We start from the raw sequence: 21597 nt of genomic DNA, 5'->3' as shown, positions 1-21597 counted from the left end.
ACGGGCAGCCGCACCGACCGGGCGGATGATCCCTCCGACGGCCGGGTCGCAGGTCAGAGCAGCGCGGCGCTGGTGGCGGCGCTCGCCGACGCGCGGGACCTGCCCGATGCGCCAGGTCGGCTGGTCGCCCTGGAACGGGTCGCCGAACGGGCCGACGCCACCGGAGACGTCAGGTCCGCGATCGACGCCCGGTTCGCCCTGATCGAGGCGTACCTGCTGCACGGCGAACGGTGGCGGCTGATCGAGCCGCTGCGACGCTGCCGGGCCGCCGCCGACCGGTGGCCCGCGCTGCTCACCGACGCCGAGACCGAGCTGCTGCCGCGCTACCAGCGCTACGCGGTGGAGGCGCTGCTCGGCACTCCCCGTGTCGGGCTGGACCAGACCCGGCTCCTGCTCGACGACCTGGCCCACCGGGTGGGGGCCGACGGACCCGACGCGCCGACGGTCGCCGAGCTGCGCTGCCGGGTCGCCGACCACCTCGGCGACGAGCCCACCGCCCGCCACTTCTACCAGGGCTGGGCGGGCGCGCGTCCCGGGCCGGCCGGTGGGTGCCCGGGTTGCGCCCCGGCCCGGCGCGCGGAGCTGCTCGCCGGCTGGGGTGAGTGGCAGGCCGCCCGCACCGAGCTGGAGGCGGCCGACACCGAGGCGCAGGAGTGCACCGACCAGCCCGAGCGGGCGCTGGTCGCCGGGCTGCTGCCGCTGTTGCGGGTCGGTGAGCCCGAGCAGGCCGCGGCGGCGCACGTGCGGGCGTACCGGCGGCACCGGCACGAGCGTTCCGCCTTCCCGTACCTCGCCACGCACCTGCGGTTCTGCGCGCTCGGCGGGCACCTCGAACGCGGGCTGGCCATCCTGACCGAGCAGTTGCCCCGACTGGACCGGCCCACCGACGACCTGGCCGCGATGGAGTTCGCCGCCGCGGGGGCGCTGGTCTGCGCGCTGGCCGACGAGGCGGGGCTTGGTGACCGGACGGTGCACCGCCCGGCGTACGCCGAACGCCCGGCCACCGAGCTGGACGTGGCCACCCTCGGCGCGCTGCTGCTCGGCCTCGCGACCGACCTGGCGGGCAGCTTCGACGCCCGCAACGGCACCGGTCACCAGTCCGGCCGGATGGCGGCCTGGCTGGCCGAGCGCCCGTCCGCGGCGGCGGTGCCACTGCCCGCCGACGACGAGGCCGACGACGCGCCCGGCGGGGATGAGGCCGGCGGGGACCGGTCCGGCCCCGAGGCTGGCGCTGCCGACGCCGGCGCGGACGCAGCGCCCGAGCGGGAAGTGATGGCGCTCACCGTCGACATGATCACCTCGACGCTTGACCGCCGCGGCGACAGGTACCTGGTCGACGACGGCGGCACAGTGGTCGGCCGGTGGGGTGCGGCGGTGATCCAGTTCCGCCGGGCCGGCGAACGCGGCGAGGTGCTGCACACCCGGGCGATGGCCGCCCGCCGGCTGCCGACCGCGCGCCGCGCCGAGGCGTACGCCTTCTGCAACGCCTGGAACCACGACCGGCTGCTGCCCAAGGCGTACGCGCACGACCTCGACGCGGAGATCGTGCTCGCCGGGGACGTGGCGACCGACCTGACCCACGGGGTGGCGCCGGCGCAACTGCTGGTGCTGGTGGACGCCGCGATCGCCACCGGCGTCGCGTACGCCGAAGCGGTGGCCGACCTGCCCTGACCGTGAAGCGGCCCGACCTGCCCTGACCGCGAAGCGGCCCGACCTGCCCTGACCGCCGGGCGGCCGACACGGCGACGCCGGCCCACCCGATCGGGTGGACCGGCGTCAGCGCGACGTGCTCAGACCTCGACGACGGTGGGCACGATCATGGGCCGCCGCCGGTACGCGTCGTTGACCCACCGCCCCACGGTCCGCCGGACGATCTGCTGAAGCTGGTGCGGGTCGGTGATCCCGTCCGCGGCCGCCCGGTTGAGCGCCTCGGTGACCAGGGGGATCACCGGGTTGAACGCCTCCGGGTCCTCGGAGAAGCCCTTCGCGGACAACGTCGGGCCGGCGACGACCTTGCCGGTGACCGAGTCGACGACCACCGTGGTGGCGATGAAACCGCCGTCGCCGAGGATCCGCCGTTCGGTGAGCAGCGACTCGCTGACGTCGCCGACGGCGAGACCGTCGACGTAGACGTACCGGCTCTTCACGTGCCCGACGAGGCTGGCCCGGCCCTCGACGAGGTCGACGACGTCGCCGTCCTCGCAGAGCACCACCCGATCGGCGGCCACCCCGGACTCGATGCCGAGGCGGGCGTGGGCGCGCAGGTGCCGCCACTCCCCGTGTACGGGCATCAGGTTGCTGGGCCGGACCACGTTGAGCAGGTAGAGCAGTTCGCCGGCCGGGGCGTGCCCGGAGACGTGCACCTTCGCGACGTCCTTGTGCACGACCACCGCGCCGGCCCGGGCGAGCCGGTTGATGACCCGGTACACCGAGGTCTCGTTGCCCGGCACGAGCGAGGACGCGAGCACGACTGTGTCGCCGGGTGCGATGGTGATGTGCCGGTGATCGCCGCTGGCCATGCGGCCCAGCGCGCTCATCGGCTCACCCTGCGAACCCGTGGACATCAGCACGATCTGCTCCGGCGGCAGCGTGGTCGCCTCCTCGATGCCGACGACCAGGCCGGCCGGGATGTTGAGCAGGCCGAGGTCCCGCGCGATGCCCATGTTGCGCACCATGGACCGGCCGATCAGCGCGACCTTGCGGCCGTGCTCGGCGGCGGAGTCGAACACCTGCTGCACCCGGTGCACGTGCGAGGCGAACGAGGCCACGATGATCCGGCCCTTGGCCTTCGCGAAGATCGAGTCGAGCACCGGACCGATCTCCCGCTCCGGGGTGACGAAGCCGGGGATCTCCGCGTTGGTGGAGTCGGACAGCAGCAGGTCGACGCCCTCGGCGCCGAGCCGGGCGAAACCGGCCAGGTCGGTGATCCGGCCGTCCAGCGGGAGCTGGTCCATCTTGAAGTCGCCGGTGTGCAGCACCAGGCCGGCCGGGGTGCGGATGGCCACCGCGAGCGCGTCCGGGATGGAGTGGTTGACCGCGAAGAACTCACACTCGAACGGGCCGAGGCGTTCCCGGCCGCCCTCGCGCACGGTGAGCGTGTACGGCTGGATCCGCCGCTCGGCCAGCTTCGCCTCGACCAGGGCGAGGGTGAACTGTGAGCCGACCAGCGGGATGTCGGGCTTGTGGGCGAGCAGGTACGGCACCGCGCCGATGTGGTCCTCGTGACCATGGGTCAGCACGATCGCCTGGACGTCGGCCAGCCGGTCCAGGATCGGACCGAAGTCGGGCAGGATCAGATCCACGCCCGGTTGCTCGACGTCGGGGAACAGGACCCCGCAGTCGACGATCAGCAACTTGCCGTCGTACTCGAAGACGGTCATGTTCCGACCGATGGCACCGAGCCCGCCGAGCGGGATGATCCGCAGGCCGCCTTCCGGCAGCGGCGGGGGTAGCTCCGCCTCGATGTGCGCCTCGGTCACGCGTCCACCTCATTCTGCGACGCCGTCACTCGGCGCCCATCGTGTCGTTCGATCATTCGGGCAACTCCAGGCCCGCTGCCGCGAAGTCCGCGCGCAGCTGGGCGATCTCGTCGTCGGTGGCGTCCACGAGCGGGGGTCGCACCGGGCCGGCCGGCAGGCCCAGCGACGCCAGGCCCGCCTTGACCAGGATGGTGCCCTGGGTGCGGAAGATGCCGGTGAACAGCGGCAGCAGCCGCCGGTGCAGGGCAAGCGCGGCCGGCATGTCCCCCGCGTCGTACGCCTCGATCATCTCTGCGGTCAGCGCCCCGGTGAAGTGCGTCGAGGTGCCGACCACGCCCACGCAACCGACGGCCAGCGCCGGCAGGGTGAGCGCGTCCTCGCCGCTGTAGAAGGCGAGGCCGGTACGGCTGGTCACCCAGCTGGTGGCGGTCAGGTCACCCTTGGCGTCCTTGACCGCGACGATCCGGCCGTGGTCGGCGAGCCGGACCAGGGTCTCGGTGTCGATCGGCACGCCGGAGCGGTGCGGGATGTCGTACAGCATCACCGGCAGTCCGCTGGCGTCGGCCACGGCGGTGAAGTGCCGCAGCAGGCCGCTCTGCGGCGGCTTGTTGTAGTACGGGGTGACCACGAGCAGGCCGTGCGCGCCGGCCTTCTCGGCGGCGGCGGCCAACTCGATGGTGTGCCGGGTGTCGTTGGTGCCGATCCCGGCGACGACCCTGGCCCGGTCACCGACGGCCTCCACCACTGCCCGGATCAGGCGTTCCTTCTCCGCGTCGGTGGTGGTCGGCGACTCGCCGGTGGTGCCGTTGACCACCAGCGCGTCGTTGCCCTGCTCGTCGACCAGGTGGCTCGCCAGCCGGGCGGCGCCGTCGAGGTCGAGCGAGCCGTCGGGCGTGAACGGGCTCACCATGGCCGTGAGCACCCGGCCGAAGGGGCGGGACACCGGTCGGGCCGCGGCGTCGGGGTGGTCGTGCGTCATACCCTCCAACCTAGCGGACGACCAGCCGGAGCCCGCCGGGGAAGGGCTCAGGACGCCTCGTGCGGGCTGGCCGCCACCTCGGTGCCGTCCGGCAGCGTGGAGATCACGAAGTCGGCGAAGACGTTCGGCGCCACCGTCTGGAGCTGGCGCAGGCACTCCACGGCCAGCTCACGGATCTCCACGTCGGCGTGCTCGGTGGCCCGCATCGCGACGAAGTGCCGCCACGCCCGGTAGTTGCCGGTGACCACGATCCGCGTCTCGGTGGCGTTCGGCAGCACCGCGCGGGCCGCCTGCCGGGCCTGCTTGCGGCGCAGTGTCGGGTTCGGCTCGTCGGAGAAGCGCTGCTCGAGACCCTCCAGCAACTCGGTGTACGCCCGCACGCTCGCCTCGGCAGCCTCGGTGAAGCGCTTGTGCAGCTCGGGGTCCTCGGCGATGACCGCCGGCTCGACCATTGCCGCGTCCCGCTCGGGGACGTAGCGCTGCGAGAGCTGGGAGTACGAGAAGTGCCGGTGCCGGATCAGCTCGTGGGTGAAGGAGCGGGAGACCCCGGTGAAGTAGAAGGTCACCGAGCCGTGCTCCAGCACGCTCAGGTGGCCGACGTCGAGAATGTGCGCCAGGTAGCCGGCGTTGGTGGCGGTGGCCGGGTTCGGCTTCTTCCAGGACTGGTAGCAGGCCCGTCCGGCGAACTCGGCGAGCGCCTGGCCGCCCTCGGCGTCGGTCGACCACGGCACGTCGTCCGGGGCCGCGAACTGGGTCCACGCGATCAACTTGACCTGGGGCTGCACCATCTCCGGCATGCCAGCGACTGTAGTGGCGCGGCACCTTCGCACCCAACTCAGGCGCGCCCCGTGCAATGTCGATCACTCGGGCGTCATGGCCGGGCCCGGGACCAAGGGTCATGGCCGGGCCCGGGACCGAGGGTCCTGGCCGCGTCCTTTGGAGCTGATGTCGTCCGAGACATCAGCCGCCGACCCACGGCCAGCCGGAGTGACCAACCCAGCTCGCCGGTAGAACCGAGCCACCCGACCGGCCCGAGCCACCCGACCGGCCCGAGCCACCCGACCGGCCCGACGGGCCTGACGGGCCCGACGCCCGAGTCGACTCGGTCTGGGCGGGTGCGTGGGCGGTTCGTCGGCAAATGGCTCAGGATCAGCTACGTGATGTCGTGAACGACATCAGCTCGAAAGGGGCTGAACAGCAGGACCGACCAAGCGCCGGATCCCCCGCGCTGGCGCCGGTCCGAGGCGGGGCCGCCGGACCCCTGCACCTCCTCGGCTGCCTGTAGAGCTGCCCCATCGGTGGGGCCAGGCTGGGGCCAGCGACGACCGGGCCGAGCCCCATATCTGGGGCACCTCTACAGGGGGACACGGGATGGTCCTGCCTCACCCGCCAAGGTAGCGAGAAGGACAGCGCGGGTCCGCGCGCTCAGACGTAGAGCGAGGTGAACGGCGCCCAGGGCAGGTTGCGCAGCACCGAGAACGCCAGCCACACGCCCAGGAACCCGACGATGACCTTCGAGCTGATCCGCAGCTCGGGCAGCCGCCACCCGAACGCCTGGTTTCCCGCCCAGGCCACGAAGAGGTACGCCAGGAACGGCAGCGCGAACACGAAGAGGAAGTGGTGCCGGGCGGCGGCCGGCAGGTCGCCGTGCAGCACGTACCAGAGCGCGCGGGTGCCGCCGCAGCCCGGGCAGTCGAGCCCTGTGGTCAGCTTGAGCAGGCAGGTCGGCGCGGCGTCCGGGTCGGCGTGGGCCGGGTTGCTCAGCAGCGCGTACGCCATCCCGAGGCCGACGCAGCCGACCGCGGCCAGCGGTACCGCCCAGCGTGGCGAACGCTCGTAGAGCCGCAGCACGACCCGGGTGAGCCGGTCGGGCTCGGGCGCCGGGTAGCCGTAACCATCTGGCGGGCTCGCCGGCCAACCGGTGGGCTGCGGCTGGTCGGCCGGTCCGGGAACGCTCGTCACGCGCTCACGGTACACCGGACACGCCGGCCAACGCGGCGGTGAGCGGACCGGCCAGGTCGCCGGCCGCGGGGGGCACCACCGCGTCCAGGCCGAGCCAGCCGGCGAGCCGGTACAGCTCGGCGGCGAGGGCGACGGCCGTCTCCCCCGGGTCGGCGCCGGGCTCGATCCAGGCGGCCGGCACCAGCAGCACTCCGGCCTTGCGGTCGGCCTTCAGGTCGACGCGGGCGGTGAACCGGTCGCCCTGGAGGAACGGCAGCACGTAGTAGCCGTACACCCGCTGTGGCGCCGGGACGTAGATCTCGATGCGGTAGCTGAAGTCGAACAGCCGCTCGGTGCGGGCACGTTCCCAGACCAGCGGGTCGAACGGGCTGACCAGGGTGTTGCCGCGAACCCACCGGGGCAGTCGGGCGGACGCGTGCAGCCAGGCCGGCTGCCGCCAACCCGCCACGGTGACCGGCACCAGCTCGCCGGCCTCGGCCAGCTCCGCGACTGCCTGCCGGGCGCCGGCCAGTGGCAGCCGGAAGTAGTCGCGCAGCTCCGGTTCGGCGGCCACCCCGAGCGACCGCGCCGCCAGGGCCACCAGAGCGCGGTACGCCTCGGCGTCGGTCGGGGTGGGCGCGGCCAGCACGGCCGGCGGGAGCACCCGCTCGGGCAGGTCGTAGCGGCGGGCGAAGGAGGTGCTGCGCTCCGCGGCGGTCACCTCGCCGGCCCAGAACAGGAACTCCAGCGCCCGCTTCACCGCCGACCAGTTCCACCCCCAGTTGCCGGTCTCCCGGGGGGCGTCGTGCTCGATCTCGGCGGCGGTCAACGGGCCCCGCGCGGCCACCTCGTCACGGACCCAGGCGACCAGCTCCGGCTGCTCCTGGGCGATGCGCCGCATGCCGCCCCAGGATTCGCTGTGCGCGCGGGCCATCCGCCAGCGCAGCAGCGGGTGCAGCCCCACCGGCACCAGCGACGCCTCGTGGCCCCAGTACTCGAACAGCTCGCGAGGCCGCCGGTAGGCGGCCTGGTCGAGAAGCGAGGTGGGGTACGGACCGAGCCGACTGTAGAGCGGCAGGTAGTGCGCGCGCTGCAGCACGTTCACCGAGTCCATCTGGATCAACCCGACCCGGTCGAGGACCCGGCGCAGATGTCGACGCGTCGGCACCCCGACCGGCGGCGGGTCGGCGAAGCCCTGGGCGGCGAGTGCCACCCGGCGGGCCTGGGCGAGCGAGAGTGATTCCGGTGCGGCCATCGTCGGCGACGATAAATCATCGGTACGACGCCGGTGCGGGAAGCTGGACTCCGACCGCCACGGGGGCATAGAACGGTGCAATGCTGACCATCCGCCGGGAGGAGCCGGACGACGCCGAGGCGGTCGCCCGCGTGCACGTGCACGGCTGGCAGTCGGGTTACGCCGGCTTCATGCCGGACGAGGTGCTCGGGCGCCTCAACGTGGGGGCCTGGGCGCAGCGCCGCCGCGACGTGGGCACCGCCGACCCGGAGCACCCGTTCAACACCCTGCTCGGCGAGGTGGACGGGTTGGTCGTCGGCTTCACCACGTTCGGGCCGTACCGCCGCAACCAGGACCGCGAGGACCTGGACCCGACGGTCGGCGAGGTGCTGGCGCTCTACGTCGAGCCGGCGTTCTGGGGCGACGGGACGGCAGCCGCTCTGCTCGCCGCCGCCCGCGACGGGCTCAGCGAGCGGGGCTGGACCGGCTACCGGCTGTGGGTGCTGGCGGACAACCGGCGGGCCCGCCGGTTCTACGAACGGGCGGGGCTGTCACCTGACGGTGAGCGGTCGACCTACCAGGTGCCGCTCGCCGGCGGGCGCGGGCCGGTCGGGCTGGTCGAGCTGCGGTACGCCGGCCGCCTCGACTACTGAGCCGCCGGGTGCCAGCCACCTGCGGACCGGCAGGAAGGCCAGCAGGGCCAGGCTGATCCAGACGTACGCGTTGCTGCCGACGAAGCCGTCGACGCCTGTGAAGTCCTTCTCCCAGAACCAGACGGTCCGGCTGATCAGCAGCACGTACCCGATGGTCGCGGCGGCCAGCACGACGCGGCGGCGGCGACCGGCCGGCGCGGCCATCGCGTTGTCGACAAGCAGGATCAGTCCCGGCAGCAGCCAGACCAGGTGGTGGACCCAGGTGACCGGGCTGACCAGGCACATCACCGCGCCGGTCAGCGCCAGGCCGGTCGCCTCGTCGCCGGCCGCGACGGCGGCCCGCGACCGCCAGGCCCAGAGCGCCAGGGCGCCGAGCACGAGCAGCAGCCAGAGCAGGGTGCTCGGGTGCTGCGGGTCGAGCCGGGCGACGACCCCGCGCAGCGACTGGTTGGAGACGAACGCCAGCTCGCCGACCCGCCCGGTGTTCCACAGCGCCTCGGTCCAGAACTCCCGGGACGCGTCCGGGAAGAGCGCGCCGGCCAGCAGCGACACCCCGGCGGCCACGCCGCTGGCGGTGAGCGCAGCCCGCCACCGCCCGGTGACCAGCAGATAGACGATGAAGATGCCCGGGGTCAGCTTGATCGCGGTGGCCAGGCCGATGCCCACCCCGGCCCACCGGTTGCCGGCCGGCAGCAGCCGCAGCAGGTCCACCGCCACCAGGAAGAGCAGCAGCGTGTTGACCTGGCCGAAGTTCACCGTCTCCCGCATCGGCTCGAAGGCGGCGGCCAGGCAGAGCGCGACGGCGAACGCGAACCAGCGGGTCCAGCCGGCCCGGCGGGCGATCGGGTCGACCAGCCACCAGATCAGCACCGTGGTGGTGGCCACGCTGGCAAGCACGCTCACCGCGATCGCGGCCGACCACGGCAGGTACGCCATCGGCAGCATGACAAGCGCCGCGAACGGCGGGTACGTGAAGCCGTACTGGGTGCCCGGTTTGAGGTAGTCGTAGATCTCCCCGCCGTCGTGCACCCACCACGTCAAGGCGCCGTAGTAGACCTTCAGGTCGAAGAAACCGTGCCGGACGGCCGCGACGGCGAGGAACGCGGCGACCGCCGCGGCGAGCACCACCACCCCGACGACCTGCGCGGTCGTCCTGTTGGCACCCTGCGCCACCGTCGCCTCCCTCGCCCTGCGTAGGCTTCCGTCCCATGGCTCTCGGGTACGTCCGCCCGGCGCGTCCCGAGGACGCCGGCGAGATCGCACGCATCCAGCTCGCGACCTGGCGGGTCGCGTACCGCCGGATCCTGCCTCGGCATGTGCTCGACAACCTGGACGAGGCGTTCCTCGCCCGGCGGTGGAGCGCCGCGGTGCTGGAGCCGCCCTCGGGCGCGCACCGGGTGCTTGTCGCCGTCGAACAGGCCGAGCAATCGTATCTGGTGGGGTTCGCCGCCTCCGGCCCGGCCGACGGCGAGGCGCTCGCCCCGGGTGAGCCGGCCGACGCGCTCGGCCCGGACGTGGCCGCCGTGACCGACCTGCTGGTGGAGCCGCGCTGGGGCCGGCGGGGGCACGGCAGTCGCCTGCTCGCCGCGACAGTCGACCTGTGGCGCGAGGACGGCTTGAGTCGGGCGGTGGCGTGGGCGTTCGACGGTGACGAGGCGACCCGGAAGTTCCTCACCAGCACCGGCTGGGAGCCCGACGGCGCGGCCCGGGCGCTGGACGTCGACGACATGCTGGTGCCTCAGGTGCGCCTGCACGTGGCCGTCCCGACCGAGAAGGTACCGACCGAGTGACAGGTGTGGCGGCCCGACTCGGGGCCCGCCACACCTGCGCCGGTCAGCCCTTGTCCGAGCCGTCGTTGGCGTCGCGGACGAAGTAGCGCTGGAACATCACGAAGATGATCGCCACCGGGATGGTGGCGAGCAGCGCCGCGCCCAGCTTGAGCGGGTACTGGGTGCCGCTGCCCAGCGAGCCGCTGACCAGGTCGGCGAGGCCGCGCGGCAGGGTGAACAGGTCGGGGTCCTGCACCGACACGAGGCTGTGCGGGAACTCGTTCCAGGAGCCCTGGAACGAGAGGATGGTGAGGGTGATCAGCGCCGGCTTCGCCATCGGCAGCACCACCGACCAGAAGGTGCGGAAGATGCTCGCCCCGTCGATGCGGGCGGCCTCCTCGACGCTCACCGGGATCGACTCGAAGAACTGCTTCATGATGAACACGCCCGCCGCGTCGGCCAGCAGTGGCACCACCAGGCCGGCGTAGCTGTTGTAGATACCGAGTTGGTTGAGCACCAGGAACTTCGGGATCAGCAGCACCACGCCGGGCACCGCCATGACCGCGATGACGGCCGCGAACAGCCCGCCTCGCCCGGCGAACCGCAGCCGGGCGAGGGCGTACCCGGCGAGCGAGTCGAAGAACACCCGGCCGAGGGTCACCAGCACGGTCACCAGCAGCGAGTTGCCCAGCCAGAGCGGGAAGTTGGTGCCCGCGAAGATCCGCTCGAAGCCGGCCAGGGTGAGCGGGTCCGGGAACGGCGAGAGCGGGTTCGCCGCCGCGTCGGACTCGGTCTTGAGCGCGGTGCCGATCTGGATGACGAACGGATAGAGGAACACCAGGCCGAAGAACACGAGCGTGGCGTACCCCAGGAAGCGGGTGGCCAGGGTGCGGGCCGCGCGCTGGTCGCCGCGCGTGGGCGTGGCGGCCGGGCGGTCGGTGGGCACGGCCATGTCAGGACCTCTCCGGTACGCGTCGACGCCGCCGGCCGCGGCGCGGCCGGCCGGTGTCCCGCTCGGCGAGCGCCCGGCGCTGGATCAGCGTGAGCACGATGATGATGAGGAACAGCACGAACGAGATCGCCGCGCCGGAGCCGTAGTCGAAGTCCCGGAAGGCGGTCCGGTACGACAGGTAGGCCGGGGTGAGAGTGGTCTTGGCCGGGTCGCCCTGGCTCATGACGTACACCTGGTCGAAGACCTGCCACGAGCCGATCATGCCGAGGGTGAGCACCAGGAAGGTGGTCGGCCTGATCATCGGCAGGGTGACGTGGCGGAAACGCTGCCAGCGGGAGGCGCCGTCGAGGGTGCTGGCCTCGTCCAGCGTCACCGGCACGTTCTGCAGACCGGCAAGGAACATCAGCATGAAGGTGCCGGAGGTGGTCCAGACGACCAACGTGATGATCGAGATCATCGCCACGCTCGGGCCGGCCAGCCAGTCCCACCAGGTCAGCCCGAACGGACCGCCGTCGGTAAGCGCCGCCGGGGGCGTGTCGACGCCGATCGCGCCGAGAAGCAGGTGCAGCACGCCACGGGAGTCCGCGAACCACTCCGGTCCGTCGATTCCGAGGAGGCCGAGCAGCGCGTTCACCGCGCCGGAGTTGGCGAACAGGAACAGGAACACCACGCTGATCGCGACCGAACTGGTGACCGAGGGGAAGTAGAACGCGCTGCGGAAGAAGCTCTTGCCCTTGAGCATCCGGTTGTTGACGACGAGCGCCAGCCCGAGCGCCAGCACGGTCTGCGCCGGCACCACGATCGCCACGTAGTAGATGTTGTTGCGGATGCTCGTCATGAAGTCGCGGCGGGCCAGCCCGTCCTCGGTGAACAACTGCGTGTAGTTGTGCGCGCCGACGAACGGGACGTCGCCGGTGAACGGGCTGCCCTGCCCGTTCCAGTCGGTCAGGCTGACCCAGAGCGCCATCAGGATCGGCAGCAGCAGGAACAGCCCCAGGATGACGATCACCGGCGTGACGAAGAGCCAGCCGGCGAGGTTCTCGTTGCCGCGCACGCCACCACGGCGTCGCCGAGGACCCGCCCCGGGCGCGGTGGCCACGGCCGTCAGTGTCTCGGTTGCCATCTCCCCTCCCTCCCTTACTCGGGCCGAAGGCGCGGAAGGGGGCCCCGCGTGTCGTCGGGCCCCCGCCGTCGCCTCAGCTGCCGCCGAGCGCCGCCTTGGCGTTCTTGTCGAAGTTCTGCAGCACGGTCTTCGGGTCGCCGGTGGTCAGGCTCTGGAGTCCGGTGTCCAGGTCCTTGAGGACGCTGTCCATCTTGGGCGCGTTCACCGGGCCCTGGGCGTACGCGGCACCGTCGATGAACACCTTGTCCGTCGGGGAGGCGGCCGTGTACTGGTCGCGCACCGACTGCCGGGACGGCATGACACCGACCGCCTTCGCGAACGTCAACTGCTGCGCACCGCTCGTCATCGCCTCGACGAACTTGATCGCCTGGTCCTTGTACTTCGACTTCGCGGCGATGCCCCAGCACTGGGTGAAGGAGAGCGTGCCCTGGCCCTTCGGGCCGGCCGGCAGCGCCACCACCTTGTACTTCACGTTCGGGAAGTCGTTCTGCAGGGCGCCCTTGATCCAGTTGCCCTCGATGGTCATCACGGCCTTGCCCTTGCCGAACGCCTCACCGGACCAGCCCGCGTCGAGCTGCTTCGGGTACTTTGCCAGGCCGGAGGTGAGCAGGGTCTTGACGTACTGGAGGGCGGCCAGGTTCTCCGGGGTGTCGGCGGTCGGCTGCTTGCCGTCCTTGCTCAGCAGCCAGCCACCGTTCTGCACCATGAAGGCGCCGATCCGGTCCCGGGTGTCGCCGAGCGCCAGGGCGACCTGCCCCTTCGCCTTGATCTTCTGGGCGGTCGCGGTGAGCTGGTCCCAGGTGGTCGGCACGTCGGCGTCGGTCAGTCCGGCCTTCGCCCACAGGTCCGTGTTGATCTGCAGGGCCAGCGTCGAGAAGTCCTTGGGCGCGCAGTAGAGCTTGCCGTCGTACGAGAACGTGGTGCGCAGGCTCTCGTAGAAGTCGTCCGGGTTCGAGATCTTGTCGCCGTACGGCTCCAGCGCGCCGACGCTCGCGTAGTCGGCGAAGCGGGCCGCGTCGACGTAGAAGACGTCGGGCGGGGTGCCACCGGCGAGGGCCTGGCCGAGCTGCTGGGTGAGGTCCTGCGCCGGGGTGACCGTGGCGGTGTTGCCGGAGCTGCTCGCCCACGTCGCCGCCGCGTCCTGCACGGCCTTGGTCTCGGCCTCGCCGGAGGATCCGATCAGGATCTGCAGGCTGGCCGGTCCGCTGGACTGCTTGGCGTCGCCGGACGAGTCGTCGAAGCCGCTGCCGCAGGCCGCGGACCCGAGAAGGGCGACGGCGGCGAGGCCGGCCACCGCGGCCCGGGTAAGGGTTCTGGGTGCCATGTTCTCTCCTGGTGGGGGTGGGACTACGCGGTGTGCCGCAGCGCCAGCGAGGGCTGGAGCAGCACGTGGGTGGGGGTCTCGTGGTTGCCGTCGAGGACCCCGGTGAGCAGGTCCACGCAGCGGGCCGCGGCCTCGCCCAGCGGTTGGCTGACGCTGGCCAGCCCCACCGCGGCGGCGACCGGCGTGTCGTCGAAGCCGATAACCGACACGGGCGGGTCGGTGCCGCGGATCGCCTGGAGCGCGCCGAGGGCGAGCGAGTCACTGGCACAGACCACTGCGGTCGGCGCCACGGCGGCGAGCAGGTCACGCGTCAGCCGTTCACCCTCGGTGATGCCGTCCTCGGTCTCGCGGTGCAGCCCGGTCGGGTCGATTCCGGCGGCGCGCAGCGCGTCGTGCCAGCCGGCCCGCCGGTCGTCGCCGACGCCGGACCCGGCCGGCCAGCCGATGAACCCGATCCGTCGGTGCCCGGCGGCGAGCAGGTGCCGGGTGGCCGCGCCGGTGCCGGCGGCGCCGTCCACGTCGACCCAGGGGTGCGCGTCGAGGGCGTCCCACGGGCGGCCGAAGGTCACGAACGGCACGTCCCGGTCGGCGAGCCAGGCGGTACGCGGGTCGCCGTACTTGGTGCCGACGAGCACGAAGGCGTCCAGCTCGTACGTGCCGAGCAGGTCGTCGTAGGTGGCGATCTCCCGCTCGTCGTCGGTGGCGGTGTAGAGCAGCACCCGGTAGCCGGCGGCGTCGGCGGTCTCGGTGAGGCCGTGCAGGAAGCGGTCCAGCACCGACCCGTTGATGCCGTCGCGGGTCGGTTCGATCCGGGCGGCGATGAGTCGGGACCGACCGGTACGCATCTGTCGGGCCGCCTGGTTGGCCCGGTAGCCGAGTGCGTTGATCGCGTCCTCGACCCGCTGGCGGGTCTCCTGCCGCACGATGTGCGGGGCGTTGAGCACGTTGGAGACCGTCTGCCGGCTTACTCGGGCGTGCCGGGCCACCGTCGCAATGGTTACCTTCTCGGGCACTTAATCCCTCTCGCCGTCTTGAACGATCCAATTCGGATAGTGCAGGATTAGATCGTTCAAGTTTCTGGAATGTTTCGCACTTTGCACCGCCGGGGGCGCGTTGTCAAGACATCCGCCCCGCACCCCGAGGTCTGGAGCCGCCCCGTGATCGAACGCCAGCTGCAACCCCTCCTGCACGAGTTGGTGGGGGTGGTGCTCGCCCCGACCAGCGCGCTGGGGGACGCGACCGGACAGATCCGCCCGACCGGCGTCCAGGGCGTCTTCCACGCCGACGCCCGCGTGCTCTCCCGGGCCGAGCTGCGGGTCGACGACCAGGAGCTGGAGGGGCTGACCCGCGGGGCCGACGGCCCGCACGGCGCCCGCTTCGTGGGCCTGGCACGCTGGCTCGGCGACCCCACGCCCGACCCCACCGTCCGTGTCGACCGACTCCGTCGGGCCACCCGCGACGGCCTCACCGAGGAGCTGCGGATCGTCTCCACCGCCACGGTCGCCGTACGGGCCACCGTGAGCGTCGACCTCGGCTGCGACCTGGCGCCCATCGAAGTGGTCAAGTCCGGTCGCGCCGCCCCGCCGCTGGAGGCCAGGACCGGTCAGCCGGGCGTGCTCACCTGGTCAGCCGGGGGGATCAGCGTCACGGTCACCGCGCCGGACGCCGACGTCCTCGCCTCCGACGAACGGGCCGCCGCGCCCCGACTGGCCTGGCCGATCGACCTGCCCCCCGGAGGCGGGACGGTGCTGCGCTGGCAGGTGACAGTCGAGGACCCGCGTGCCGTGGTGGTCGGCCCGGCCGGCGAGCCGGAGTGGGCCCGACCCGAGGTGACCGCGGACGACCGGCGGATCGTCCGTCTCCTCGACCGCAGCCTGGACGACCTGCGCGGGCTACGCCTGGCCGAGACCGGGCGGCCCGGGGACGTCTTCCTCGGCGCCGGCGTGCCCTGGTTCCTCACCCTCTTCGGCCGGGACAGCCTCTGGGCGGCGCGGATGATGCTGCCGCTCGGCACCGACCTGGCGGCCGGCACCCTGCGCGTGCTCGCCCGCCGACAGGGCACCCGCGTCGACCCGGCCACCGGGGAGGCCCCCGGCAAGATCCTGCACGAGCTGCGGCGGCACGAGGTCGCGCTGCCCGAGAACGGACTGCGACTCCCGCCGGCCTACTACGGCACTGTCGACGCCACAATGCTCTGGGTCAACCTGTTGCACGACGCGTGGCGCTGGGGCCTGCCGGCCGAGCAGATCGAGCCGCTGCTGCCGCACCTGGAGGCGGCCCTGCGCTGGCTCGGCGAGCACGCCGACCCGGACGGCGACGGCCTCGTCGAGTACGTCGACACCACCGGTCACGGGCTGTCCAATCAGGGCTGGAAGGACTCCGGCGACGCCGTCCGGTTCCGCGACGGCTCCCTGGCCACCGCGCCGATCGTGCTGGCCGAGGTGCAGGGGTACGCGCACGAGGCCGCGGTGAACGGCGCCGCGCTGCTTGACGCGTTCGGCCGCCCCGGTGGGGACCGCTGGCGCGACCACGCCGCCACGCTGGCCCGCCGGTTCCGGCAGAGCTTCTGGGTGGACGGCCGGTACGGCCCGCAGCCCGCCCTGGCCCTCGACCGCGACAAGCGCCCCGTCGACTCGCTGACCAGCAACATCGGTCACCTGCTCGGCACCGGCCTGCTCACCGTGGACGAGGAGGCGCAGGTCGCCCGCCTGCTCACCACCGACACGCTCGCCGGTGGTTTCGGACTCCGGACCATGTCCACCGACGACGCCGGCTTCAGCCCGCTGTCGTACCACTGCGGTTCGATCTGGACGCACGACACCGCGATCGTGCTCGCCGGGCTGGCCCGCAGCGGGCACCGCGAGGGCGCGCTCGGCCTGGCCGAGGGGCTGCTCGCGGCGGCCGAGGCGTTCGACTACCGGATGCCGGAGCTGCACGGCGGCGACAGCCGTGCGCTGCTCGACCGCCCGGTGCCGTACCCGGCGGCGTGCCGGCCCCAGGCGTGGGCCGCGGCGGGTGCGGTCCTGCTGCTCCAGGCCGCGACGGGCCTCTACCCGGACGTGCCGGGCGGAACGGTCCGGCTGACCCCGCTGGCCGGCCCCGAGTTGGGCGCCCTCACGGTCAAGGGCCTCCGCGTGGCCGGCACCCCGGTGGACATCTCTGTCGACCGCACGGGCGAGGCCACCGTCACGAATCTGCCCCCGACCGTCCCGACCCAACGCCACCCCAGAACCCCGTCCCTCCCCCGCTGAAACAGCGCAGATCTTGGACAGTTTCCGTTCGGCGCGGACGGAAAGTGTCCAAGATCTGCGGGTGCCCGGGGCGTCGTCAGTCGAGGAGGGGGTCCAGTCCTACCGTCAGGCCGGGGCGGGTGCGGACCGCGCGGACGGCCAGCAGCACGCCGGGCATGAAGGACGCCCGGTCGTACGAGTCGTGGCGGATGGTGAGCGTCTCCCCGGTGGTGCCGAACAGCACCTCCTGGTGGGCGACGAGCCCGGTGGCCCGCACGGCGTGCACGCGTACCCCGTCGATCTCGGCGCCTCGCGCGCCCGGCACCTCGTCCTTCGTGGCGTCCGGCACCGGGCCGAGACCGGCCTCGGCGCGGGCGCGGGCGATCTGTCGGGCGGTGTGCGTGGCGGTGCCACTCGGTGCGTCAAGCTTGCGCGGGTGGTGCTGCTCGATGATCTCGACGGACTCGAAGTGCCGGGCGGCCCGCGCGGCGAACTGCATCATCAGCACGGCGCCGATGCCGAAGTTCGGCGCGATCACCACTCCGATCCCGGGCTTGCCGGCCAGCCAGCCGCGCACCTGCTCCAGGCGCTCCTCGGTGAAGCCCGTGGTGCCGACGACCGCGCTGATGCCCTGCTCGATGGCCCAGCGCAGGTTGTCCATGACGACGTCCGGCGTGGTGAAGTCGACGACCACCTGGGCGTCGGAGACGGCGGACCGGCTGTCGCCCTGGTCGATCGACGCCACCAGCTCAAGATCGTCGGCGGCGTCGACCGCCTTGCAGACCTCGATGCCCATCCGGCCGCGGGCACCGAACACGCCGACCCGGATCTTCTCCTGCTCGTCAGTCACGGGGCACAACCTATCCCAATCGGGACGTGCCCTCCCCGCCGGATCAGACCCGCTCCACCGGCCGGGACGCGTTACCGACCGCGCGGACCACGGCCATTCAGGCGGAGAAGTCGCCCTCGCCGAACGGGCCGACGACGGCCAGCGACATCGGCCGGCCGAGCAGCTCGGCGGCGAGCGTGTTCACGTCCGCGACGCTCACCTCGTCCACCCGGCGGAGCAGCTCGTCCACAGGCATCAGGTCGCCGTAGAGCAGCTCACCCTTGGCCAGCCTGCTCATCCGGGAACCGGTGTCCTCCAGACCGAGCACGAACGAACCCTTGCTCATCCCCTTGCCCCGGGCCACCTCGGCCTCGGTCAACCCGTCGGCGGCCACCCGGGCCAGCTCGGCGCGGGTCAGTGCCAGCACCTCGTCCACCTTGCCCGGCGCGCAGCCGGCGTAGACGGCGAACAGGCCGCTGTCGGCGTACTGGCTGGCGTAGGAGTAGACCGAGTACGCCAGGCCGCGCTGCTCGCGGATCTCCTGGAAGAGACGGCTGGACATGCCCCCGCCGAGGACGTTGTTGAGCACCCCGAGGGCGAAGCGCCGGTCGTCGGTGCGGTCGATGCCGGGGCAGCCCAGCAGGACGTGCGCCTGCTCGGTCTCCTTCGGTTCGACAAGGGTGGTGGCCGGCTTGGTGCGTACCGCCGGAGTGGCGGCGCGGTGCGCGGCCGGCGCGGCCGCGTCGCTGTCCAGTGGCGTGCCACGCACGGCCTGCCGGACCAGCCTGACCACCGCGGCGTGGTCGAGGTTGCCCGCGGCGGCGATGACGATCTGCGGCGCCGTGTAGCGACTCCGGTAGAAGGTCTGGATCTGCCTGCGGGTCATCGGCGTGACGGTCTCCTCGGTGCCGGAGATCAGCCGACCCAACGGGTGGTCACCGTAGACGGCCCGGGCGAAGAGGTCGTGCACCTCGTCACCGGGCTCGTCGTCGTGCATGGCGATCTCCTCCAGGATCACGCCACGCTCGGTCTCCACGTCGGCCGGCTCCAGCAGCGAGTCGGCGACCAGGTCGCACATCACGTCGATCGCCAGCGGCAGGTCCTCGTCCAGCACGCGGGCGTAGTAGCAGGTGTATTCCTTCGTGGTGAAGGCGTTCGTCTCGCCACCCACCGCCTCGATCTGCGAGGAGATCTCGAGCGCGGTGCGCTTGTGGGTGCCCTTGAAGAGCAGGTGCTCCAGGAAGTGCGCGGCGCCGGCCTGCGGACGGGTCTCGTCGCGCGAGCCCACCGCCACCCAGACGCCGAAGGACACGCTGCGCATCGCCGGGATCGCCTCGGTGAGCACGCGCAGGCCGCTGGGCAGCACGGTACGTCGTATCGTGCCGCCCAGCGGGTCGTCGCTGAGCGTCCGGGTCACCGCGCGGGCGGCGCCGCCGGAGCGGCCCGCCCCGTTGTCCCGGGCGCGACTCGATTGGCTGGCCCGCCAGCCAGGGGCCACCCCCCGTCGATCCGGTGGAAACGGCGCACTGAAGGCCCGACTCACGTGTTGCTCCCGGTTCGACGAGGGGTGGGTGTTGCAGGTGCTGGTGGTCAGCTGTGCCGGGTCCGGCGGCGCGGACGCTCGCCGCCCTCGCCACCACCCTCGCCGCCGCCGTTGCCACCCTCGCCACCGGTGCCGCGCTCCGGACCACGCCCGCCCCGGTCGCCGCCACGCTCGCGGTCGCCCCGGTCACGCGGACCCCGGTCGCCCCGGTCCCGGCCGGACGGACGGTCGCCACCGGCGGCCTCACCGGCGGCCGGCGCCTCGGCGCCCTCCGGACGGACCTTGTCCAGGTAGATCTTGCCGCGGGCGTCGATGTCCGCGATCTCGACCTCGACCCGGTCACCGACGTTGAGGAAGTCCTCGACGCGCTCGACCCGCTTGCCGTCGCCCACCTTGGAGATGTGCAGCAGGCCGTCGCGGCCCGGCAGCAGCGAGATGAACGCGCCGAACGCGGCGGTCTTGACCACCGTGCCGAGGAACCGCTCGCCCTGCTTGGGCAGCGTCGGGTTGGCGATCCCGTTGATCCGGTCGACGGCCGCCTGGGCCGACGGGCCGTTGGTGGCGCCGACGTAGATCGTGCCGTCGTCCTCGATGGAGATCTCGGCGCCGGTCTCGTCCTGGATCGCGTTGATGGTCTGACCCTTCGGGCCGATCACCATGCCGATCTTGTCCACCGGGATCTTGACCGTGGTGACCCGCGGCGCGTAGTCGGACATCTCGGCCGGAGCCTCGATCGCCGCCTTCATGACCCCGAGGATGACCTGCCGGGCCTCGTTGGCCTGCTGCAGCGCGGCGGCCAGCACGTCCGACGGGATGCCGTTGAGCTTGGTGTCGAGCTGCAGCGCGGTGACGAACTCCGGCGTGCCGGCGACCTTGAAGTCCATGTCACCGAACGCGTCCTCGGCACCGAGGATGTCGGTCAGCGTCACGTACTGGGTCTTGCCGTCCACCTCGTCGGAGATGAGGCCCATGGCGATGCCGGCGACCGGCGCCTTCAGCGGCACACCCGCGGAGAGCAGGCCCAGCGTCGAGGCGCAGACCGAGCCCATCGAGGTGGAGCCGTTGGAGCCGAGCGCCTCGGAGACCTGCCGGATGGCGTACGGGAACTCCTCGCGCGACGGCAGCACCGGGATCAGCGCACGCTCGGCGAGCGCGCCGTGGCCGATCTCGCGCCGCTTCGGCGAGCCGACCCGGCCGGTCTCACCAGTCGAGTACGGCGGGAAGTTGTAGTTGTGCATGTAGCGCTTGCGGTTCTCCGGGGACAGCGTGTCCACCATCTGCTCCATGCGGAGCATGTTCAGCGTGGTGACGCCCAGGATCTGGGTCTCGCCGCGCTCGAACAGCGCCGAACCGTGCACCCGGGGCAGCACGCCGACCTCGGCGGTCAGCGGCCGGATGTCACGCGGGCCACGCCCGTCCATGCGGACCTGCTCGCGCAGCACGCGGTTGCGCACCTCGGACTTGGTGAGCGACCGGAAGGCGGCGCTGAGCTCCTTCTCCCGACCCTCGAACCGAGCGCCCAACTCCTCGGCGACCTTGGCCTTGACCCGGTCCAGGGCCTCCTCGCGGTCGGCCTTGCCGGCGATGGTGATCGCCTCGGCCACCTCGGTGCGGGCCAGCTCGGAGACGGCGTCGTAGACGTCGTCCTGGTAGTCCAGGAAGACCGGGAACTCGGTGACCGGCTTGGCGGCGACCTCGGCCAGCTCGGCCTGCGCGCGGCACAGCTCACGGATCGCCGGCTTGGCGGCCTCCAGGCCGCTGGCGACGATCTCCTCGGTCGGGGCGGTGGCGCCGGCCGAGATGAGGGCGACGGCGTTCGGGGTGGCCTCGGCCTCGACCATCATGATCGCGACGTCGCCGTCGTCGAGGGTGCGGCCGGCCACGACCATGTCGAAGGTGGCGCGAGCCAGCTCCTCCAGGGTCGGGAACGCGACCCACTGGCCGTCGATGTGGGCGACCCGGGTCGCGCCGATCGGGCCGGAGAACGGCAGACCGGACAGCTTGGTCGACATCGAGGCGGCGTTGATCGCCACGACGTCGTACGGGTGCTGCGGGTCGAGCGCCAGGATCGTCTCGACGACCTGGACCTCGTTGCGCAGGCCCTTGACGAAGGACGGGCGCAGCGGCCGGTCGATCAACCGGCAGGTGAGGATCGCGTCCTCGCTGGGCCGACCCTCACGGCGGAAGAACGAGCCGGGGATGCGGCCCGCGGCGTACATCCGCTCCTCGACGTCGACGGTCAGCGGGAAGAAGTCGAACTGCTCCTTCGGGTGCTTACCGGCGGTCGTGGCGGAGAGAACGACCGTCTCACCCAGCTGGGCGATGACGGAACCGGCGGCCTGGCGAGCCAGCCGACCGGTGGAGAAGGTGATCTCGCGGGTGCCGAAGGACCCGTTGTCGATCACGGCGGTGCGGGATTCGGTGCCGAGTTTGGTCTCGGTCATGTGCTGTCGTGCTCCTTCGCGTCGTGGGCCCGCGACGTCGGGGAGCTGCTCAGCCGGCCGGTCTTCGATCGAAGCGCCCGGGTGCCGGCGTGCTGCC

17 protein-coding genes are annotated in these 21597 nt (G+C 72.4%); 4 read left to right on the top strand and 13 right to left on the bottom strand.

The features are described from left to right. The first annotated feature begins 72 nt into the window (after positions 1-72). Positions 73-1671 carry a type III secretion system chaperone family protein gene (locus MILUP08_RS08745; RefSeq protein ID WP_237747245.1) on the top strand — a complete coding sequence of 533 codons (1599 nt, stop codon included), beginning with the start codon at positions 73-75 and terminating at the stop codon, positions 1669-1671. 119 nt (positions 1672-1790) lie between these two features. Here MILUP08_RS08745 and MILUP08_RS08740 read toward each other — a convergent pair whose 3' ends face one another. The 5 genes from MILUP08_RS08740 to MILUP08_RS08720 all read right to left on the bottom strand — a co-directional run bounded on the left by MILUP08_RS08740 (position 1791) and on the right by MILUP08_RS08720 (position 7654). Then, positions 1791-3479, bottom strand: coding sequence for a ribonuclease J (locus MILUP08_RS08740; RefSeq protein WP_007456730.1), 1689 nt, complete (start codon positions 3477-3479; stop codon positions 1791-1793). A gap of 52 nt (positions 3480-3531) precedes the next feature. Beyond that, positions 3532-4458: a 4-hydroxy-tetrahydrodipicolinate synthase gene (gene dapA, locus MILUP08_RS08735; RefSeq protein WP_007456729.1), complete on the bottom strand. Its 927-nt coding sequence runs from the start codon at positions 4456-4458 to the stop codon at positions 3532-3534. Between the two features lie 47 nt (positions 4459-4505). After that, positions 4506-5246, bottom strand: a complete 741-nt coding sequence (gene thyX, locus MILUP08_RS08730) for an FAD-dependent thymidylate synthase (RefSeq protein WP_039907492.1) — start codon at positions 5244-5246, stop codon at positions 4506-4508. 637 nt (positions 5247-5883) lie between these two features. Continuing rightward, positions 5884-6420: a DUF2752 domain-containing protein gene (locus tag MILUP08_RS08725; protein WP_039905664.1), complete on the bottom strand. Its 537-nt coding sequence runs from the start codon at positions 6418-6420 to the stop codon at positions 5884-5886. Between the two features lie 4 nt (positions 6421-6424). Continuing rightward, positions 6425-7654 carry a winged helix-turn-helix domain-containing protein gene (locus tag MILUP08_RS08720; RefSeq protein ID WP_007456722.1) on the bottom strand — a complete coding sequence of 410 codons (1230 nt, stop codon included), beginning with the start codon at positions 7652-7654 and terminating at the stop codon, positions 6425-6427. A gap of 80 nt (positions 7655-7734) precedes the next feature. On the opposite strand from MILUP08_RS08720, the gene MILUP08_RS08715 reads away from it, so the two are divergent. Continuing rightward, positions 7735-8286 carry a GNAT family N-acetyltransferase gene (locus MILUP08_RS08715; RefSeq protein WP_007456721.1) on the top strand — a complete coding sequence of 184 codons (552 nt, stop codon included), beginning with the start codon at positions 7735-7737 and terminating at the stop codon, positions 8284-8286. On the opposite strand, the gene MILUP08_RS08710 is transcribed toward MILUP08_RS08715, so the two are convergent. Continuing rightward, complete coding sequence (locus MILUP08_RS08710) at positions 8185-9459, bottom strand: glycosyltransferase 87 family protein (protein WP_007456719.1); 1275 nt, start codon at positions 9457-9459, stop codon at positions 8185-8187. The genes MILUP08_RS08715 and MILUP08_RS08710 overlap by 102 nt on opposite strands. A 35-nt stretch (positions 9460-9494) precedes the next feature. On the opposite strand from MILUP08_RS08710, the gene MILUP08_RS08705 reads away from it, so the two are divergent. Then, complete coding sequence (locus MILUP08_RS08705; RefSeq protein ID WP_007456717.1) at positions 9495-10076, top strand: GNAT family N-acetyltransferase; 582 nt, start codon at positions 9495-9497, stop codon at positions 10074-10076. 43 nt (positions 10077-10119) lie between these two features. Here MILUP08_RS08705 and MILUP08_RS08700 read toward each other — a convergent pair whose 3' ends face one another. The 4 genes from MILUP08_RS08700 to MILUP08_RS08685 form a co-directional block, all read right to left on the bottom strand. Then, entirely contained in the window at positions 10120-11007 is an 888-nt protein-coding gene (locus tag MILUP08_RS08700) for a carbohydrate ABC transporter permease (RefSeq protein WP_007456715.1), read from the bottom strand. A gap of 1 nt (position 11008) precedes the next feature. Further along, positions 11009-12130 (bottom strand): carbohydrate ABC transporter permease, encoded by a 1122-nt coding sequence (locus MILUP08_RS08695; protein WP_007456713.1) that lies wholly within the window; start codon positions 12128-12130, stop codon positions 11009-11011. A 73-nt stretch (positions 12131-12203) separates the two neighbouring features. Continuing rightward, a complete protein-coding gene (locus MILUP08_RS08690) occupies positions 12204-13454 on the bottom strand; it encodes a sugar ABC transporter substrate-binding protein (RefSeq protein ID WP_007456710.1) in 1251 nt (416 codons plus the stop codon). Positions 13455-13477: 23 nt separating this feature from the next. Further along, positions 13478-14467, bottom strand: a complete 990-nt coding sequence (locus MILUP08_RS08685) for a LacI family DNA-binding transcriptional regulator (RefSeq protein ID WP_007456708.1) — start codon at positions 14465-14467, stop codon at positions 13478-13480. Between the two features lie 144 nt (positions 14468-14611). Here MILUP08_RS08685 and MILUP08_RS08680 point away from each other — a divergent pair, with 144 nt between their 5' ends. Beyond that, the gene (locus MILUP08_RS08680; RefSeq protein ID WP_007456707.1) at positions 14612-16705 is read left to right on the top strand and encodes an amylo-alpha-1,6-glucosidase; all 2094 of its coding nucleotides are present in this window, start codon (positions 14612-14614) and stop codon (positions 16703-16705) included. A 76-nt stretch (positions 16706-16781) separates the two neighbouring features. On the opposite strand, the gene dapB is transcribed toward MILUP08_RS08680, so the two are convergent. The 3 genes from dapB to MILUP08_RS08665 all read right to left on the bottom strand — a co-directional run bounded on the left by dapB (position 16782) and on the right by MILUP08_RS08665 (position 21500). Further along, positions 16782-17534, bottom strand: a complete 753-nt coding sequence (gene dapB / locus MILUP08_RS08675) for a 4-hydroxy-tetrahydrodipicolinate reductase (protein ID WP_007456705.1) — start codon at positions 17532-17534, stop codon at positions 16782-16784. Positions 17535-17631: 97 nt separating this feature from the next. Beyond that, entirely contained in the window at positions 17632-19056 is a 1425-nt protein-coding gene (locus MILUP08_RS08670; protein ID WP_007456703.1) for a M16 family metallopeptidase, read from the bottom strand. Between the two features lie 47 nt (positions 19057-19103). Continuing rightward, positions 19104-21500: a polyribonucleotide nucleotidyltransferase gene (locus MILUP08_RS08665; protein WP_007456701.1), complete on the bottom strand. Its 2397-nt coding sequence runs from the start codon at positions 21498-21500 to the stop codon at positions 19104-19106. Positions 21501-21597: the final 97 nt, after the last annotated feature.

It is taken from the genome of Micromonospora lupini str. Lupac 08 (genome assembly GCF_000297395.2).
Taxonomy (GTDB): domain Bacteria; phylum Actinomycetota; class Actinomycetes; order Mycobacteriales; family Micromonosporaceae; genus Micromonospora; species Micromonospora lupini.
Note: the sequence above shows the minus strand (reverse complement) of the source record. Positions and strands in the feature narration are given on the sequence as shown.

What these genes read in the sequence shown, in the direction of transcription:
- dapA (WP_007456729.1), bottom strand. Translation starts at nt 4,458, where the DNA reads ATGACGCACGACCACCCCGACGCCGCGGCCCGACCGGTGTCCCGCCCC.
- MILUP08_RS08715 (WP_007456721.1), top strand. Translation starts at nt 7,735, where the DNA reads ATGCTGACCATCCGCCGGGAGGAGCCGGACGACGCCGAGGCGGTCGCC.
- thyX (WP_039907492.1), bottom strand. Translation starts at nt 5,246, where the DNA reads ATGGTGCAGCCCCAGGTCAAGTTGATCGCGTGGACCCAGTTCGCGGCC.
- MILUP08_RS08695 (WP_007456713.1), bottom strand. Translation starts at nt 12,130, where the DNA reads ATGGCAACCGAGACACTGACGGCCGTGGCCACCGCGCCCGGGGCGGGT.
- MILUP08_RS08690 (WP_007456710.1), bottom strand. Translation starts at nt 13,454, where the DNA reads ATGGCACCCAGAACCCTTACCCGGGCCGCGGTGGCCGGCCTCGCCGCC.
- MILUP08_RS08705 (WP_007456717.1), top strand. Translation starts at nt 9,495, where the DNA reads ATGGCTCTCGGGTACGTCCGCCCGGCGCGTCCCGAGGACGCCGGCGAG.
- MILUP08_RS08665 (WP_007456701.1), bottom strand. Translation starts at nt 21,500, where the DNA reads ATGACCGAGACCAAACTCGGCACCGAATCCCGCACCGCCGTGATCGAC.
- MILUP08_RS08700 (WP_007456715.1), bottom strand. Translation starts at nt 11,007, where the DNA reads ATGGCCGTGCCCACCGACCGCCCGGCCGCCACGCCCACGCGCGGCGAC.
- MILUP08_RS08720 (WP_007456722.1), bottom strand. Translation starts at nt 7,654, where the DNA reads ATGGCCGCACCGGAATCACTCTCGCTCGCCCAGGCCCGCCGGGTGGCA.